Here is a 16,459-nt window from a genome sequence, read left to right on the forward strand (position 1 = left end):
GAGGAGGCGACCATCATAAAAAATGTATTTGAAAAACTGGGAATCTTTATTGAGAACAATACTATCCCTATAATATTAGTAGCCTTATTACTCGTCCTTGTATCTGTCCAGGGTGCACAAAACATCACGATGGAATCGGGTACTGAAACCTTTGTTGAGAAAACTTCTCAGCTGTATCAGGATTTTGATCATCTCTATATGAATATCTTTGGTACGGAAGCCATTGTTATAATAGTGGAGGATGGTCAGGTAAGTAATCCTGCCTTGTTGCAGGCGATGGACCGGCTTGATCATATGTCTTCGTCGCTGCCCGGCGTCGTGGATGTTCAAAGTGTCGCAACAGTTGTTAAAGATGCTAATTTCGGTCTTACTGGTGATGCATCACTGCCTGAAGACAAAGCAGAACTACAGTCTCTGATCGACGCTCATGTTCCTGAACAACTGATGCCTGACAGTACTCACACACTTGTTTATGTCGAGATCGCAGGTTCGTTAACTGATGACCAGAAACAGGAGATTCTGAGGGAGGTCGAGACATCGGTGAGTCTGGCAGAATTCCCTCCTGACTATAATGTTGTAGTAACAGGGGAACCAGCTTTCATGGTCTCCATGAACAACGCAATGATGTCAAGTATGGGTGTACTGCTTGGGCTTTCAGTTGTCCTGATGATCGTTGTCCTGTATCTTGTGTTCGGTCATGTCAGGTGGAGGTTAATGCCTCTTGCTATTGTACTGCTGGGTATCATATACACTTTCGGTGCCATGGGTTATCTGGGGATCCCAATGACCATGGTCTCAATGGCAGCATTCCCTGTACTGATAGGTTTGGGTATAGACTATGCCATTCAGTTCCATAATCGTATAGAAGAGGAGCTTGAACGTGGTGAGACGCCGGCAGATGCAGTGGTAGATACTATCAAGCACACCGGCCCTGCTGTTCTTATCGCACTCATTATCACGGCACTGGGATTCTTTTCCCTTCTGACATCAAGCGTACCTATGATACAGGATTTTGCAAAGCTGCTTCTCATAGGTATTGTGATGTGCTTCCTTGCATCCCTGTTCGTCGGTGTGACTGTGATATATGGTCTTGACAACATTCAATCTATGCGCAAGGAGAAGTTCGGACACTTGTCCCTGAGCGGCAAAAACAAACCAAAGACATCATCTGCGGGTACTGGAGAACCTAAGCCGGACATTCTGGACAGGTTTTTGGGCCGAACTACTCATTTCACCATAAAACATCCTTTCATGATCCTATCAATTGCCGTTCTGCTTTGTGTCGGTGGGCTGGTGGCTGATACTCAGGTAGGGATCCAGACAGATACGGAAACCTTTGTCCCGCAGGACCTGCCGGCATTGATCAACCTGGCCCATCTTTCGGATATTACAGGTGGTGAGGACCAGATGAACATTATCATCAAGACTGATAATGCTGCTGATCCTGAGACCCTGAAATGGATGGATGAGTTCAGCTCTCATGAAATAGATAGCCGGAACAATATCATTGGTGCGGAAAGCATGGCCAGTGTCATTAAGTCGATGAACGGTGGTGTGATCCCTGAAAGTGAGTCTGAGATCAGATCTCTGTATGAACAGATGCCTGCTCAGCAAAAAGACCGCTTCATGCACGGTGAGAATATGCTCCTGCTTAACCTGAATGTTGGTGACGTAATGGGAAGCATTGGAATGGAGGGGTTTGAAGTCCTCACGGAAATTGTGAAGGATGATATGCTGTGGATGTCCCCGCCTCCCGGAATGACAGCGACGATAACAGGAAGCAACGTTGTGTTCATTGAGGTCATCGGAGCCCTTACTTCTGGACGTATCTTTATGACATACCTGGGACTGGGAATGGTATTTGGTGGACTGTTTTTGATCTACCGTGATCTTCTCAAGGCCCTTGTACCGGTAGTGACAATGTTCATGGTCATTGGCTGGTCTGGTGGACTGATGTACCTGTTGGGTATGGACTACAACCCAATGACAGCTACACTGGGAGCACTCATTCTCGGTGTGGGTTCCGAGTATGCTGTACTTATGATGGAGAGATATTTTGAGGAAAAGGAGAAAGGTGCCAGTCCTGAAGAAGCAATGACCGAAGCAGGGGTCAAGATCGGAAAAGCGATAGTCACTTCCGGACTTACAACACTGTTCGGTTTCTGTGCACTGATAGCTTCCGATTTCGGTATGATCAGCGGCTTCGGTATGATCACTGTAATAGACGTAGGGCTTGCCCTGTTCGCAACATTTGTGATCTTCCCGCCTGTGATGGTCTTGTTGGACAATTTCCGTGAAAAGAGGAAAGCAAGAAAAATAATCTCTGATGTATCACTCGAAGACAATATAGAAACGATAGAATTAGCAAAACATAGCACTGACCCGGAGGCTGATGCCTTTTGATGAAATGTAAAAACACACAACAAAAAATATATGTGAATTCAGTGGTCATGGTGGCTGTCCTACTGACCGCGACGTTGTTCGTGGTCACTGCATCTCCTGCAGCAGGGGCAAAGGAGTTCGTACAGCCGACATATGAGTTCTCTACCAATTATTATGATGCCTACGGTGAACCTGATCTCTATGTTTCCGTTCTCGGTGACACTGAGTTCGAGAGGGGTGAGACCGCACAGGTCCGCGTTGTCCTCTCAAACAGAGGAGTGCTGTATGGATTCAAGTCCAAGACCAATGTGGATACGAAAAATGGAGATCATGCAAAGTCCCTGAAAGAACTTGAATATGAGTCATTGAGAACCACTGCTTTTGGTCTAAAGGCTGAGATGGTCTCAACTACAGATTATATAGAGGTCGATCCGATCACAAGTATTCAGACACTTGATAGTCTGTATCCGGGAGTATTGCCGGAGGCTCCGATGTCCTTTACCATCACCATTTCCGATAATGCTCCGGCTGGTGCTTACATGCTCTTACTGCCTGTCAGTTATGAATTCCAGAGCCAGGTCGAGATGACCGATGGAAGTACTGTAAGGCTTGGTCTGCCTGATCTTGACCACACCACATTCTATAAGACAAGGAACACGACTCTTCAGATCCCGGTGATTGTAGAACCGGCTGCAAAGTTTGTTGTGTCTGATGTGGAGGGTGAGCTTACATCCGGTCAGTCAGGTATCATCAATGTGACCTACACAAATGTTGGTGAGGTCGAAGCAGATGATGCTTTTGCCAGGATAGTTGTTATGAAACCGTTGAGTTCCGACAGGTCAGTTGTGAACCTGGGTACTATTGCACCGGGTGAAAGCAAGACTGCATCATTCGATCTTGCGGCAGAGATCTCTGCTGTGGAAAAGAACTACGGTATTGACAGTGAGATCAAGTATCGTGATGAGGACGGAGATCTGCAGTTTTCGGACAACATTATTGTTGAGATCCCTCTCAAGTCAAGGGATGCAGGTATAGGCATCACCACGCTGGCACTTATCGGAATAGTTCTGGTGACAGCTTACATGGGATACAATACGATACGCAGAAAGGATGACAAAAAATAATACTTTAACTGAAAAATTATCAAATTAACACTATGAAGAGGACTAATTATGTTTAAAATGACAGATTCCAGATACGCTTTGCCAATTATGGCCTCACTAGCTGTATTGTTGCTGTTTGTAGCACCGGTACATGCATCTTCCACACTGCCATCAAATGGTGAGTTTACGGCAGCTAATGCGGAACTACCTGAGTTCTTCAATTTTGATGAGAACTACTATACTGTATTCGGTGGTCCGGATGTGACAGCGACTCTCCTCGGCGACAATGAGTTTGAACGCGGTGATACTGTCACACTGAACCTTGATCTTATGAACAAGGGTCTTATCACGGGTTTCAGATCGGAGGAAGATGACTTTTACCTTACTCAGCTGGAGCAGAAGTTGCAAAGCACTGAAATGTCCTATGAATCCCAGCGAACGACAGCTATCGGTATTGTTGCTGTCCTGACTCCTCTTGATCCTGCTGTTAAAGTAAAGTCCGGTCCTCAGGAAGCAGGTACTCTTGTATCAGGACAGAAGACCGATTCTCCTGTTAGCTTTAACATCGAGATCTCAGATAATGCAGAGGCAGGCGGCTACCCCATGCGACTTGATCTCTATTATGGATACCAGAAGAATGTCCAGATAAATGGTGACAATGAAACTGATCTTGGTATTACAAATATGGAGGTTGGACTCTGGTATGATATGGGCACACAGAACACTACCTTTGATATATATGTGAAGGATGAGGCAAGATTTGAAGTGACCAACGTAACTGGTGAGCTGTATCCTGATTCTGAAAGTTTGGTGTATGTTACCTTTGAGAATGTGGGTGACCTTTCTGCAAAGGATGCTACTGTAAGGATAAGTGCTGCTGATCCTTTCAGCACTACTGATGACCAGGCATTCCTTGGTACCCTCGATTCCGGTGAGAGCACTGTTGCAGTGTTCAAGCTGAAGGTAGATGACCTTGCAGTACCGAAGGCTTATGCACTGAACAGTGAGATCAAGTATGAGGATACTGACGGCCATGACCGTATATCAGATACTGTGAAGATCAAGACGGAGGTCCTTCCGGCATCTGCAAATGAGAATGGGTCCGGCATGACCGGTATCATCGTTGGTGCAGTGGTCATTGTATTGATCGCTGGTGGCGCTTATTATGTGTACCGCAGCAGGTCTTCAAAGAACAGCAACGATGAGTGATCATTCTCTCATCGTTTTCTTTTTATTGATGTGATTCATATTCATTCTATGATATCCCTGACATTTTTTGATCAGCAGTAATATAGTATGATATTATAATGGTTGAAATCACTTATATATTAGGAATGACATGGTATCACAAACTTCAGAGTAGTTACGTTGAATTCGTATAATTATATTAGATCACACTTTTATTTTAGCCCGATAGGGAGGGAAATCAAAAATTGAGTCAGCCTTGTGTTAATATTGGCATGGTAGGTCATGTCGATCATGGGAAAACGACGCTTGTAAGCGCGTTATCTGGAGTATGGACCGATACTCATAGTGAAGAGTTGAAGCGTGGTATTTCGATCAGGTTAGGGTATGCGGATACTACCTTCAGGAAATGTCCAACTTGCCCCGAACCTCAGTGCTATACTGTAGCCAAGAAATGTGAGCACTGTGGTGGAAAGACCGAGGATATGAGGACCATATCTTTTGTTGATTCTCCTGGTCACGAGACATTGATGGCCACAATGCTTTCAGGTGCTGCTATCATGGATGGTGCTATCCTTGTGATCGCTGCGAACGAGGAATGTCCGCAGCCACAGACAAAAGAGCACCTTATGGCTTTGAATATCATCGGTATCGAGAACATCGTTATCGTCCAGAACAAGGTCGACCTTGTTCCAAAGGAGAAGGTTATCGAGCATTATCATCAGATCAAGGAGTTCGTAAAAGGAACCGTTGCTGAGAATGCACCTGTAGTTCCTATCTCTGCACAGCAGAACATCAATATCGATGTGCTGATCGATGTGATGAACGAAGTGATTCCAACGCCTGTGCAGAAACTTGACAAGCCTGCACATATGCTTATTGCAAGATCTTTTGACATCAACAAGCCTGGATCATCTATCGATAAGATCGCAGGTGGTGTCATTGGCGGAACACTTACAGCTGGTACTTTGCATCCGGGTGATGAACTTGAGATTCGTCCTGGTCGCAAGGTGGAAAGCGAGAATGCTATCCACTGGGAACCTATATTTACTACTATCAATATGATCGCTGCAGGCAGTGACAAGGTAGAAGAGGCAACTCCGGGAGGATTGCTTGCACTGGGTACAGGACTTGACCCAAGTATAACAAAGAGTGATTCGCTCACAGGTCAGGTTGCAGGTTTGCCAGACACATTACCTCCTACCCACGATTCATTCACTCTGGACCTTAAGCTTCTTGAACGTGTAGTTGGTATTTCAGATGATGAGCCGATTGAGATCGGTAAGATCAAGACCAGTGAACCATTGATGCTCAATGTTGGAACTGCTACCACTGTTGGTATTGTAACAAGTGCCAGGGAAAATGTTGCTGAGACCAAGCTCAAGAGGCCGGTCTGTGCTGAAGTTGGCTCTATGGTTGCTATCAGCAGGCGTGTTGGTTCCCGTTGGAGACTAATAGGCGTGGGAGTCATTAAGGCTTGAAGGTTATAATCGATACAAACGGTTTAATGATACCAGTTCAGTTCAAGGTCGATATCTTTACAGAACTAAAACGTCTGGGCTATGATGAGCTCATTGTTCCCCAGGCGGTCATAAATGAGATACAGATCCTGGTCAAAAGGTATAAGGGTGAGAACAGAATAGCGGCAAAGGTTGCACTTTCATTATCAGACAGATGTACCATTGTGGAACAGACAGGAAGTGCTGATGATGTCATCCTTCAGCTGGCTCTCGATACCGGGGCAGCGGTGTTGACCAATGATGTCGGTTTGGTCAAACGTCTGAAGGAAGTGGATGTGACCGTTGTGCGTTTGCGCCAGAAGAGCCGTTTGGATATAGCATGATCATCATTTCATATTACAATTATAGTGGCAGTTTAGATTAATGCAGGGCATATTGGAGATCGAGATATGTATAAAAGGATGAAACTTTCGGACACGATCCGTGTGGCTCCCCGCCTTTTGGGTGAGGATGTCGGGGTCAGTGTGAAGGATGCACTAAAGGAGAAACTTGAGGGCAGGGTCGATAAGACGCTTGGTGCAATTGTTGCGGTCACGGATATTGAAGAAGTTGGAGAAGGTCATATCCTTGTTGGTGACGGAGCGGTCTATTACGATGTTGTTTTCGATGCTATTGTGTTCATCCCGCAGCTTCAGGAAGTCATTGAAGGACTTGTGGTCGAGACAGTTGAGTTCGGTGCTTTCGTCAGCATAGGTGCTATGGATGGTCTTTTACACGTAAGCCAGGTGACTGACGACTTCATGTCATATGACGGTAAGAACGGCAGGCTCCTTAGCAAGAACGGGGATCGTACCCTTTCAGAAGGCGACAAGGTGCGTGCCCGTATAGTTGCTGTAAGCACTAACGAAAGAGAGCCAAGGGATAGTAAGATCGGATTGACCATGCGTCAGCATGCTCTTGGAAGGCTGGAATGGCTGGAAGATGCACGCAAGCCAAAATCCGATGAATCTAATGAGTAAACCGGAGTGTATCTATAATGGTAGATCAGGTATGTCGTGAATGTCACAGGTTGGTAACAGGTCAGACCTGTCCTGTCTGTGGTTCAAGTAATTTGAGCGCTGACTGGAGCGGACTTGTTATTATCGTGGATCCTCAGCGATCTAAGATCGCAGAGATGATCGGAGTGACAGTTGCCGATAAGTATGCTTTGAAGGTGCGGTAATTTTGGGTTTGCAGATCCTTTTACCGGAAAGTCTTCGTCACCTTTTCCGGGAACCTTTTGGTATCCTGTATGAAGGTGTGGGCGGTGATGCCGTCAGAAGTTCGGTAAAGGATCTTGGTAATCCCACAAAACTTATATCTGTGGGTGATGTTACTACTTTCCACTTGCTCGAATCAAACATCATTCCAGATGTACTGATCGTGGACGATAGGACAAAAAGGGCACCGGCTTCCTCACAGGTTGTCGATGGTACGAAACATCAGGGATTTGCTGAAATTGCAGTTGATAATCCTGCTGGTGTTATCACCGAAGAACTGATATCTGTGATAGGCGATGCATTAGTGTCCGATCAGAATGTCCGGATATTCGTAAAAGGCGAAGAGGATCTTGCCGCTTTACCTGCGATGATGATGGCACCTGTAGGTTCGGTTATCATGTATGGGCAACCGGATAAAGGTGTAATACTTGTAAGGGTCACAGAATCCAAAAAAGCAGAAATAAAGGATCTATTTGATATTATTCTTGAAAAACAAGATCATAAAGAACAGTTCAATAATGTGCGGAGGAAATTAAATGGATATTAATATTACAGAAGATAAAAACAACGCACTTCTCAACAGAAGGGAAGTGAGGTTCGATGCTACATTCGATGGTGCAACACCTTCAAGGCTCGATGTAAAGAACAGACTGGCTGCAATGCTTAACGTGCCACTTGAGCTCGTCATTCTCCAGAAGTTCGATAACAGCTACGGTATATCTGCAGCTGAAGGATACGCAAAGATCTACGAAGATGCAGATCGCATGAAGGTTGTAGAGAAGGAATATGTCCTTAAAAGGAACGAACTTCCAGAACCTGAAGTTGTCGAAGACGAAGCATCCGAAGAACCAGCTGAAGAAGCAGACAGTGAGTGATCATAATGGCAGTTAAAGACTACTACAAAGTAACCGGCGATTCCATCGAAAGACTGAGGCAGTTCTGCCCACGCTGCGGCGATGGTGTATATCTTGCAGACCACAAGGACAGACTTACCTGTGGTAAATGCGGATACACTGAATTCAAGAAATAATTCCGACTTTATGCATCGCAACGTGATGTTGTGATGCTTTTCTTTTTTAATTTAGGTATGTGGCAAAGCACCATTTTTAATTTAGGTGTTCATAGCAAACATCAATTTTTAATTTAGATATTTATTACCAAATTATCCATTTCTAATTTAGCTATCTATTACTAAAGCAACTATCATTTAATTTAGATGTGTGGTATCACACAGCAATTTTCAATATACTATCTTCTCATTCATCAGGTTCTTCAAGCCCTTTTTCCACTCTGTAATTATGGAGTGCAAGTTCTATGGTGCTATGAAGACTGTTTTCCTCGAAAGGTTTGGTAAGATATCCAAAAGGTTTTGTCCTCTTGGCTCGAGCCAGTATCTTTTCATCGGAATATGCCGTGAGGTAGACTACAGGAACATCGAAAAGCTGACGTATCTGTTCAGCTGCTTCGACCCCATCCATGTCACCTTTCAACATGATGTCCATCAATACAAGATCCGGAAATGTGATCTCTGCTTTACTGATGGCTTCTTTTCCAGAAGATGCAATGCTGGGCACAAGGTATCCCATGTTCTTTAGCATCTTTTTGATACCTAAGGCAACGATCTTTTCATCTTCTACGACCAGGATCTTTGTTTGAGTCATCAATTCCCTCTCATAATTCATATTTTTCTTCTGTGAATTCTATTATGAACTTTGTTCCCTTATCCTTGTCAAGTGTGATCGTTCCATCGATCTGCTCGACTAGGTTCGTCACAAGTTGGAGTCCAAGGGATTCGGTATCTCTGAAGTCGATCTCTTCAGGTATGCCACTTCCATTATCGCAGACCGTTAGTGTGAAGTTGTCTCCAGCACGCTTTATGTCTACTGAGATGATGCCCTTTTCCTTTTTATCTTTAAATGCATACTTAAGTGAGTTCGAAACAAGTTCGTTGATAATTATTCCAAGTGGCACCGCTGTATCCATATTCAGGAATATATCTTCCACTTTCAGGTCTATCTTTATATCACGGTTGCCAACAACGTATGACTGTGACAGGTAATTGATCAGGTTCTTAGTATAGTCCGCAAAGTCGATGCTTTCCATATCCTCGGACTGGTATAACTTCTCGTGTACAAGCGCCATTGTCCTGACCCTGTCCTGACTATCTCTGAAAGCTTCCTTTACCTTTTTATCCTTGAATTTATCAGATTCCAGGTATAGTAATGTGGATATGACCTGCAGGTTGTTCTTTATGCGGTGATGAATTTCTTTCTTGCGAATATCCTCTATCTTTATTAGAGCCTCTTCTGCACGCTTTCTTTCATCGATGTTAACAATGATACCTTGCAGGTAGTTCACATTCCCTTTTTCATCGCGGCGTATGAATGTTCTCTCATCTGCCCAGAGAATATTGCCATATTTGGTCAGGATCCTGTATTCGATGTTGAACTTTGTATCTCCTTCATCACATCTTCTTTGTAGTTCGGCTTCAACTCGTGGAAGGTCCTGTGGGTGGACAATATCTCCATACGTTACTTTACCGCTTTTAAAATCTTCAAGTGAGTATCCAAATTGTGATATGTTCTTGGATACGAACTCAATAGGCCATCCTTTTTCTGGTTTCCATTTGAATACGACAACAGGGCTGTTCTCGATGACCCGTTCCATTTCCTCTTTCATCTGATTGGAGTGTTCAAGGTCTTCTGCATACTTTATTAGTTCCTGTTTGGCTTTTTTCTGTTCGCTGGTGATCTTGTATAGGGCCTGCCTTGTTTCTTCGATACCATCTGTGAGTATTCTAAAATCACCTTCTCCTTTGATGCGTATCTTGTGTGTAAAATCCTCTTTCTGGAAAGCCATCAGCACTGAATTTGATTCATCAATAATGTTATTGATCTTTTCAGCAAACCTGTCAAGGCCATCACCAAGGTCTTTGAAATCACCTTTGAGGCCCGGGTTGACACGTGTTTCAAGTTCTCCTTTTGCGAGGCCGTTGGCTACACGCATGGTTTCAGCCATAGGTTTTGTGAAAGCATCAAGGATCTCGTTCAAACCTGACGGTATGTCCTTGAAATCAATATCGACATCGGTATCAGCACGAGCATATATCTTCCCTCCAACCGCTGCATCGGAAACGTCCTTAAAACTGGCTACAATCTCGTTGATAGGTCGTGTTACAAACCCGGCAATGAGGGCTGCAAGTCCTGTCATGAATATGATCGATATGGTAGATATCACAATGAGGCTGTTGCGAAGCTCAACGACACCCGCAAGCATTTCCTCTTTTGGAACTACAAGTATAAATGAAAAATTACCGGTCTTGATCGGTTCGTAGAACATTACGACCTCTTTCCCTGTTGTAGGGTCGATGGTATCTATATATCCCTCTCCACCATTTTTGATATCATCTGCCATGGCGGTAATTTCGGGGACATCGAAATCATACAGGGTTTTGTAACCGATCCAGTCCTTCTGTTCGGGTTGTGAGATCAGGATGCCTGTATTTCCTGTCATGAATGCATATCCTGTATCGAATGCCTTCACTTCGCTTACCACTTCATCAAGGTATGTGAGGGATACATCCACACCACCTATGCCAACAAATTCCCCATCCTTTATTATGGGGGTAACGTAACTTACGATGAATACTCCTTCATAGAAGTAAGGGTCAATGATCTGGTCTACCTTCAGTTTCTTTGGCAACTGATAATAATCGGAAGTATCATAATTTAGTAGTGGGTCAAGTTGAAGATCTCCACTGATCCTGTTCCAGTATGGTATGAACCTTCCTGTGGAATCATGTCCCTGTGCATTTACAAAAGCCATATCCTTACCATCAAAGGCATTTGGTTCATAACAAACATAAGTTCCAAGGAGGTCCGGGTTTTTTACCGCTATTTCTTTTAATATTTCATTGACCTCACCCCGATCAGCAGTTTCATATGCTGCCATGGAATCTGCTATTGTCTGACCGATTGCATGATTTTTCCGCATGTCAACATCAAACTGGTTTGCATAACCTCTGGATTTTTCGATGGATTGTTCATATGCCAGATCAACTTCCTGGTTAGTAACCGTGGATATGATGACTGCAGTTGATGTGACAAGTACCAGCAGGACGCCTATTACAATAAAAAGGATCAATTTGGACCTGAGGGGTACGTTTTTCCATTCTAGTTTTCTCAAAGCCATATTGGATGTTCCTTGTTAGATGTCTTTCAATTGGCGGGATTGTTTCTGGTAGTATGAGAACAATTCATCACCCCAGAGGCGAGCACTATCATCAAAACTCATGAGCTTAGTGTGGTCGTACCTGCCATCCTTGTTGAAGAGGCATATGTAAGTAAAACGTTCGGTGACCGATATGGTCGTCAGTTTGATACTATCATCACAGATATGAAGTTCCGTGTTCTTGGATGATGCAAGTGACTTTAGCTGTTCAAGGCAATCGTTCTTCATTCTTTCGAGGACAGAGTCAGTAAGAATAAGCTCGAACTTGATTCCTTTTTCAATGATCTCTGAAAAAAGTTCCGGGTATAGGGGATGGAAATATGATGCAAACATCTTCACATCTTTTGATCTTGTCAGGTTCTCTGTAAATTCAACAGGAAGGTCGAACATGTGGTTCAGGTCAGGTTCTATCAGCATGCATTGTCCTAACTCGCCCAGCCTGTATGCAAGAGGTTCCGGTATTGCTGTAAGGTCGCGGGTAGCCCAGTACTCTCTGTTCTCCTCTATTACTTCGAGAGTCTTTAATAAGGGGCTCATGTTCTTGACAATTATCCTTCCAACATCCGAAAGTTCGTACTCATCACTTTCATTCTGGATGATCATATCCTGCTCTTTGAGTATCTTTATCTGTGGCATCATTGCCTTTGACGTGACATTCAGGGACGCTTTTATCTGATCGATATTCCTTGGTCCCTCAACGAGCAGTAAAAGAAGGTTTTTCCTTTTTTCAGAAAGCCATATTGTATCACTTAATGAGGATTTCATCGAGACTCCTCTATAAAATTCAGTATTAACATTAATGACCCTTTCGGTTGTTCCTCGGGATTAACTTCTTTTATGGATCGAATAGTCATATTTTCAAAAAAAATGCCTTTTGATATTGATTACTTAATTGGTCCTTCAATTTACATATATACCAAAGCCTTTGGATTTTCTCATGCCTTTGGAATATCCAAAGCCAATAGTCATTTCTCATGGGCTTTTCCATTTCCAACATCAGTCGAACTTTCAACGTAAATTATGCTATATATGATTCTGGTTTTTCAATATATGGTGGTGAGGAGTAATCCTGCTACCATAATTATGTGGTAATTATTCCACAACTTTAATGGAGGTTGTAACACGACAAACGAGGAATTATTCAAAGCACTATCCGATGCGGTAGTAAGTTGCAAGAAAGATGATGTAATCGCTGCAGTAGGCAAGGCAAAGGGCCAGGCTCCCGCAGTAGAACTTATTGACAACGGTCTTGCAGCAGGTATGAACGAAGTTGGTGTACTCTTCGAGAGAGGAAAACTCTTCCTTCCACACGTTATGATGGCAGCAGATGCAATGTCTGCTGGTGTAGAGTTACTTCAGGACGAACTTGCATCCGGTGAAGGCGCAAGCAGCAAGCTAGGTGTAATCGTCAACGGTACTGTTGAGGGCGACGTTCACGACATCGGAAAGGCAATCGTATCAACCATGCTCCAGGCAGCAGGTTTTGAAGTCCACGATATTGGTAGGGATGTTCCACTCCAGAACTTCATCGACAAGTGCAAGGAAGTAAATGCTGACATGGTCGGTCTTTCCGCACTTATGACAACCACACTCCAGGGCCAGAAAGAAGTTATTGAACTTCTCAAGGAGAACGGCATGAGAGATGGTATCAAGGTAATGGTCGGCGGCGCTCCAGCAACAGATGCATGGGCAAAGAAGATCGGTGCAGACTGCTATGCAGAAAATGCAAGTGAAGCTGTAGTAAAAGCAAAGGAATTACTTCTTTAATTTTATGGGGTTATTAAAATGGCAACAGAATATTTCTTAAGAATGGGTGACGGTGCAAAGATCTTCCTGACTAAGGAAGATATCATGGCTGACATCGAGGCAGGTTGTGCTGATGCAGCAGACCTTGGTGACATTCCATCCCTTTCAGAAGATGAAATGGAGAAGATGCTTGACATTATCACATCTCCTGGCAGGATCGTCGGTGTCGAACCAGGTATGGAAGTTCCTGTAACTCACGATATCGGTTCCATCCGTATTGATGGTGACCAGGGTAACAGTGGTGTAGGTATTCCTTCCAGCAGACTGGTAGGTTCAATGATCCACGAGCGTGCTTTTGGTGCAGACACAATGGAACTCGGTCATATCGACTACAGTTTCAAGCCTGTCAAGCCAGTCATCTCTCAGGAATGTCAGACAATGGAAGTTTGCCAGGAGAATATGATAATTCCTATGCTCTACGGTGCAATGCCAAACATGGGTCTGTACTACACTCCTGATGGTCCATTCGAGAACCCAGGCGACCTCATGAAAGCATTCAAGATATCTGAAGCTCAGGAATCTATACAGAAAGCTGGTGACCACGGTATTCGTGACATGGTCTGGATCATGCAGAGACTCCAGCATGTTGGTGGCGACGGTGTAAACTTCGATACCATCGGTGCAGCCGGTGACGGTGACATGTATGCATCCCTTAATGCTATCGAAGCACTGAGGAAAGAATTCCCAGGAATCTACATTGAAGCAGGTATGGCAGGAGAACTCGTTCTCGGTATGCACGGAGAGCTTGAGTATGATGGCACAACACTTGCAGGTCTGTGGCCACACCAGCAGGCACCACTCGTATCAAAGGCAGGAGCAAACGTATTCGGTCCTGTGGTTAACACTAACACAAGCAAGAGTGCCGCATGGAACCTTGGTCGTGCAGTTACATTCATAAAGTCAGCTGTTGAGGCAGCCACAATTCCATGTCATGTTGATATGGGTATGGGTGTCGGTGGTATCCCAATGCTTGAGACTCCTCCAATCGATGCAGTAACAAGGGCAAGCAAGGCAATGGTCGAGATTGCCGGTGTTGACGGAATATAGATCGGTGTTGGCGACCCACTCGGTATGCCAATCGCACACATCATGGCCTCTGGTATGACTGGAATGAGAGCAGCTGGTGACCTTGTTGCAAGGATGGAATTCTCCAAGAACATGAGAATCGGTGAAGCAAAGGACTTCGTTGCAAAGAAACTTGGTGTTTCAAACGCAGACCTCTCCGACGAGTACGTCATGAGGGAAGTCAGAGAAGAGCTCGACATTGGTGTAATCACATCAGTTCCTGGCTGTGCAAAGGGTATTGCAGCTAAAATGAACATCGAGAAGCTTCTCGGAATCGACATCAACTGCTGTGACAAGTTCAGGGAAACTACAGCTTAAGCTGTAATAAACCGTATATTGTGCCGATATTGGCCTGCCAGATATCAGGTCAATATCGATTTTATCTTTATTATGTGAATCGTTATAAAAAGGAGTGTGATGGAATATGTCTGAAGAAAAACCATCCGGTGTAGACTGGGCACACGCAGAGCAGTGTGCTAAAGTCGTCTGTGAAACCGGTGAGCTTGAACGATCGATCGATTGGAAACAGGGACTGGCTATTGCTATTGGTGTACCTTTATTGATCTTGCCATCTATTGGTTATTTTGCTAGTTATCTATGGTCATTTGCTATTATTGTGTGGGGTCTCTCTGTTTTCCAGGGATTTATGCAGAACCTCGCTTATGGTGAACTTGCAACAACTTTCCCTAACGCATCCGGTCTGCCTGGATTTGCGCAGAACGTTTTCAAGTCACCTAATCATGAAGGAAAGTATGACAAGGGTAAATTGATCGGTGGATTCAGTGCATGGAGTTACTGGTTCGCATGGAATCCTGTACTTGCTATCTTCGCAATCCTTGTAGGTTTCTATCTTCACAGTCTGTTCCCTTCACTGGCAGCAACTTTCAGTGAGTACCAGCTTGCAATGATCGCAGGTGTTGTGATCTTCGGTGGACTTATACTTGTTAACTACCGTGGACTTTCAAGTGGTGCGCTTGTAGGTTATATTCTTGCAGCTTTCTCACTTATTCCAATGGCAATTATTACACTGGCACCTTATGCAACCGGTGACTTCGCAATGGCTAATATCACCAGCACATGGTTGCCAACTGACTGGGCATGGGATTTCCATCATATCCTGATCTTGCTTGGTATCTTTGCAATGGCTCAGTGGAGTGCTTGTGCATGGGAAACTGCAGCTATCTATGGTCCTGAATATAAGAAGCCAGGTTCTGATGTACCAAAGGCATTGTTCTCCTGTGGTGCTATCTGTCTGGTAGCTTACGTCCTTGTGCAGATGACCATTACCGGTGTACTCGGTATCGATGGTATTGCAGCTGCACCAATTGATCCAATGCTTCCACTTGCACAGGCAGCACTCGGTGATGTCGGTTCAACAGTAGCTATTGTCATGCTCATTGCAGCAATGGTATTGATCATCCAGACTGCATATCTTGGTTCCTCAAGGGCAATGCACTCAATGGCAACTGAAGGAAACCTTCCTAAAGTATTCGCAAAGACAAATGCACACGGTACTCCAATCCTTGCAATGGTCGTTATCGGTATCTTCAACCTGATCCTGATCTCAATGGGTACTCCATCAGCTATCCTTGCTGCATCAGCAATCGGATATGTTTGTGCTAACGGTATCAGTCTTTTCGCATACGTAAAGGCAAAATCAAGGCCTGACCTTGCTGGACTCGAAAGGCCATTCAAGGCACCAGCCGGATGGAAGAACGTTGCACTGTTGTTCGGTCTCTTCAACCTTCCACTCTGTCTGGTCGGTGTGATCTACCTTAACAGTGTTGAAGGCAGCTGGTTCTCAACCATTGTCGGAATATGTGTGCTTGGTCTCTATGTTCCAATGTGGTTCTACTCACAGCACGAGGCTCATGTCGATAAGATCGCTGCTGTAAGTATGGTATCAGCAATTTCAAAGGAGAAATGATAAACAACTCCTTTATTTGTCAAGCGGTTCCCGGATATTTCC

General features: G+C 44.4%; 14 protein-coding genes and 2 pseudogenes. 13 read left to right on the top strand and 3 right to left on the bottom strand.

The features are described from left to right. Nucleotides 1-36: 36 nt before the first annotated feature. The 10 genes from J7W08_RS00150 to J7W08_RS00195 all read left to right on the top strand — a co-directional run bounded on the left by J7W08_RS00150 (nucleotide 37) and on the right by J7W08_RS00195 (nucleotide 8,419). Entirely contained in the window at nucleotides 37-2,403 is a 2,367-nt protein-coding gene (locus J7W08_RS00150; RefSeq protein WP_375141069.1) for a hydrophobe/amphiphile efflux-3 (HAE3) family transporter, read from the top strand. After that, nucleotides 2,403-3,506 (top strand): COG1361 S-layer family protein, encoded by a 1,104-nt coding sequence (locus J7W08_RS00155; protein ID WP_233084713.1) that lies wholly within the window; start codon nucleotides 2,403-2,405, stop codon nucleotides 3,504-3,506. Before J7W08_RS00150 ends, J7W08_RS00155 begins: the two co-directional genes overlap by 1 nt. A 48-nt stretch (nucleotides 3,507-3,554) precedes the next feature. Continuing rightward, nucleotides 3,555-4,694: a COG1361 S-layer family protein gene (locus tag J7W08_RS00160; RefSeq protein ID WP_233084714.1), complete on the top strand. Its 1,140-nt coding sequence runs from the start codon at nucleotides 3,555-3,557 to the stop codon at nucleotides 4,692-4,694. 224 nt (nucleotides 4,695-4,918) lie between these two features. Beyond that, the gene (locus tag J7W08_RS00165; protein WP_233084715.1) at nucleotides 4,919-6,151 is read left to right on the top strand and encodes a translation initiation factor IF-2 subunit gamma; all 1,233 of its coding nucleotides are present in this window, start codon (nucleotides 4,919-4,921) and stop codon (nucleotides 6,149-6,151) included. Then, complete coding sequence (locus J7W08_RS00170) at nucleotides 6,148-6,513, top strand: PIN domain-containing protein (RefSeq protein WP_233084716.1); 366 nt, start codon at nucleotides 6,148-6,150, stop codon at nucleotides 6,511-6,513. The genes J7W08_RS00165 and J7W08_RS00170 overlap by 4 nt, the downstream gene beginning before the upstream one ends. A gap of 66 nt (nucleotides 6,514-6,579) precedes the next feature. Next, nucleotides 6,580-7,149: a DNA-directed RNA polymerase gene (locus tag J7W08_RS00175; RefSeq protein ID WP_233084717.1), complete on the top strand. Its 570-nt coding sequence runs from the start codon at nucleotides 6,580-6,582 to the stop codon at nucleotides 7,147-7,149. 17 nt (nucleotides 7,150-7,166) lie between these two features. Continuing rightward, complete coding sequence (gene spt4 / locus J7W08_RS00180) at nucleotides 7,167-7,352, top strand: transcription elongation factor subunit Spt4 (protein ID WP_048193751.1); 186 nt, start codon at nucleotides 7,167-7,169, stop codon at nucleotides 7,350-7,352. A 2-nt stretch (nucleotides 7,353-7,354) separates the two neighbouring features. Then, nucleotides 7,355-7,936, top strand: a complete 582-nt coding sequence (locus J7W08_RS00185) for a GTP-dependent dephospho-CoA kinase family protein (RefSeq protein ID WP_233084718.1) — start codon at nucleotides 7,355-7,357, stop codon at nucleotides 7,934-7,936. Further along, complete coding sequence (locus J7W08_RS00190) at nucleotides 7,926-8,264, top strand: 30S ribosomal protein S24e (RefSeq protein ID WP_048193753.1); 339 nt, start codon at nucleotides 7,926-7,928, stop codon at nucleotides 8,262-8,264. Before J7W08_RS00185 ends, J7W08_RS00190 begins: the two co-directional genes overlap by 11 nt. 5 nt (nucleotides 8,265-8,269) lie before the next feature. Beyond that, a complete protein-coding gene (locus J7W08_RS00195; protein ID WP_048193869.1) occupies nucleotides 8,270-8,419 on the top strand; it encodes a 30S ribosomal protein S27ae in 150 nt (49 codons plus the stop codon). Nucleotides 8,420-8,645: 226 nt separating this feature from the next. Here J7W08_RS00195 and J7W08_RS00200 read toward each other — a convergent pair whose 3' ends face one another. From J7W08_RS00200 to J7W08_RS00210, 3 genes are read right to left on the bottom strand one after another with little or no spacing between them, the layout of a single operon-like run. Beyond that, nucleotides 8,646-9,050, bottom strand: a complete 405-nt coding sequence (locus J7W08_RS00200; RefSeq protein WP_233084719.1) for a response regulator — start codon at nucleotides 9,048-9,050, stop codon at nucleotides 8,646-8,648. A 10-nt stretch (nucleotides 9,051-9,060) separates the two neighbouring features. After that, nucleotides 9,061-11,574, bottom strand: coding sequence for a histidine kinase dimerization/phosphoacceptor domain -containing protein (locus J7W08_RS00205; RefSeq protein ID WP_233084720.1), 2,514 nt, complete (start codon nucleotides 11,572-11,574; stop codon nucleotides 9,061-9,063). Between the two features lie 21 nt (nucleotides 11,575-11,595). Continuing rightward, complete coding sequence (locus J7W08_RS00210) at nucleotides 11,596-12,384, bottom strand: helix-turn-helix transcriptional regulator (RefSeq protein ID WP_233084721.1); 789 nt, start codon at nucleotides 12,382-12,384, stop codon at nucleotides 11,596-11,598. Nucleotides 12,385-12,744: 360 nt separating this feature from the next. On the opposite strand from J7W08_RS00210, the pseudogene mtbC reads away from it, so the two are divergent. From mtbC to J7W08_RS00225, 3 genes and pseudogenes are all read left to right on the top strand, one after another. Beyond that, nucleotides 12,745-13,386 (top strand): annotated as a pseudogene (mtbC, locus tag J7W08_RS00215) (dimethylamine corrinoid protein MtbC); the annotation flags it as partial. 18 nt (nucleotides 13,387-13,404) lie between these two features. Then, nucleotides 13,405-14,808: pseudogene (gene mtbB, locus J7W08_RS00220) on the top strand ([dimethylamine--corrinoid protein] Co-methyltransferase). 106 nt (nucleotides 14,809-14,914) lie between these two features. Further along, a complete protein-coding gene (locus tag J7W08_RS00225) occupies nucleotides 14,915-16,417 on the top strand; it encodes an APC family permease (RefSeq protein WP_233084722.1) in 1,503 nt (500 codons plus the stop codon). Nucleotides 16,418-16,459 lie beyond the last annotated feature (42 nt).

This window comes from Methanococcoides orientis, from assembly GCF_021184045.1.
Taxonomy (GTDB): Archaea; Halobacteriota; Methanosarcinia; order Methanosarcinales; family Methanosarcinaceae; genus Methanococcoides; species Methanococcoides orientis.

Bases quoted from the DNA above. Each gene is read 5' to 3' on its own strand.
- J7W08_RS00200 (WP_233084719.1), bottom strand. From the start codon at position 9,050: ATGACTCAAACAAAGATCCTGGTCGTAGAAGATGAAAAGATCGTTGCC.
- J7W08_RS00190 (WP_048193753.1), top strand. From the start codon at position 7,926: ATGGATATTAATATTACAGAAGATAAAAACAACGCACTTCTCAACAGA.
- J7W08_RS00195 (WP_048193869.1), top strand. From the start codon at position 8,270: ATGGCAGTTAAAGACTACTACAAAGTAACCGGCGATTCCATCGAAAGA.
- J7W08_RS00225 (WP_233084722.1), top strand. From the start codon at position 14,915: ATGTCTGAAGAAAAACCATCCGGTGTAGACTGGGCACACGCAGAGCAG.
- J7W08_RS00160 (WP_233084714.1), top strand. From the start codon at position 3,555: ATGTTTAAAATGACAGATTCCAGATACGCTTTGCCAATTATGGCCTCA.
- J7W08_RS00210 (WP_233084721.1), bottom strand. From the start codon at position 12,384: ATGAAATCCTCATTAAGTGATACAATATGGCTTTCTGAAAAAAGGAAA.
- J7W08_RS00155 (WP_233084713.1), top strand. From the start codon at position 2,403: ATGAAATGTAAAAACACACAACAAAAAATATATGTGAATTCAGTGGTC.
- J7W08_RS00175 (WP_233084717.1), top strand. From the start codon at position 6,580: ATGTATAAAAGGATGAAACTTTCGGACACGATCCGTGTGGCTCCCCGC.
- spt4 (WP_048193751.1), top strand. From the start codon at position 7,167: ATGGTAGATCAGGTATGTCGTGAATGTCACAGGTTGGTAACAGGTCAG.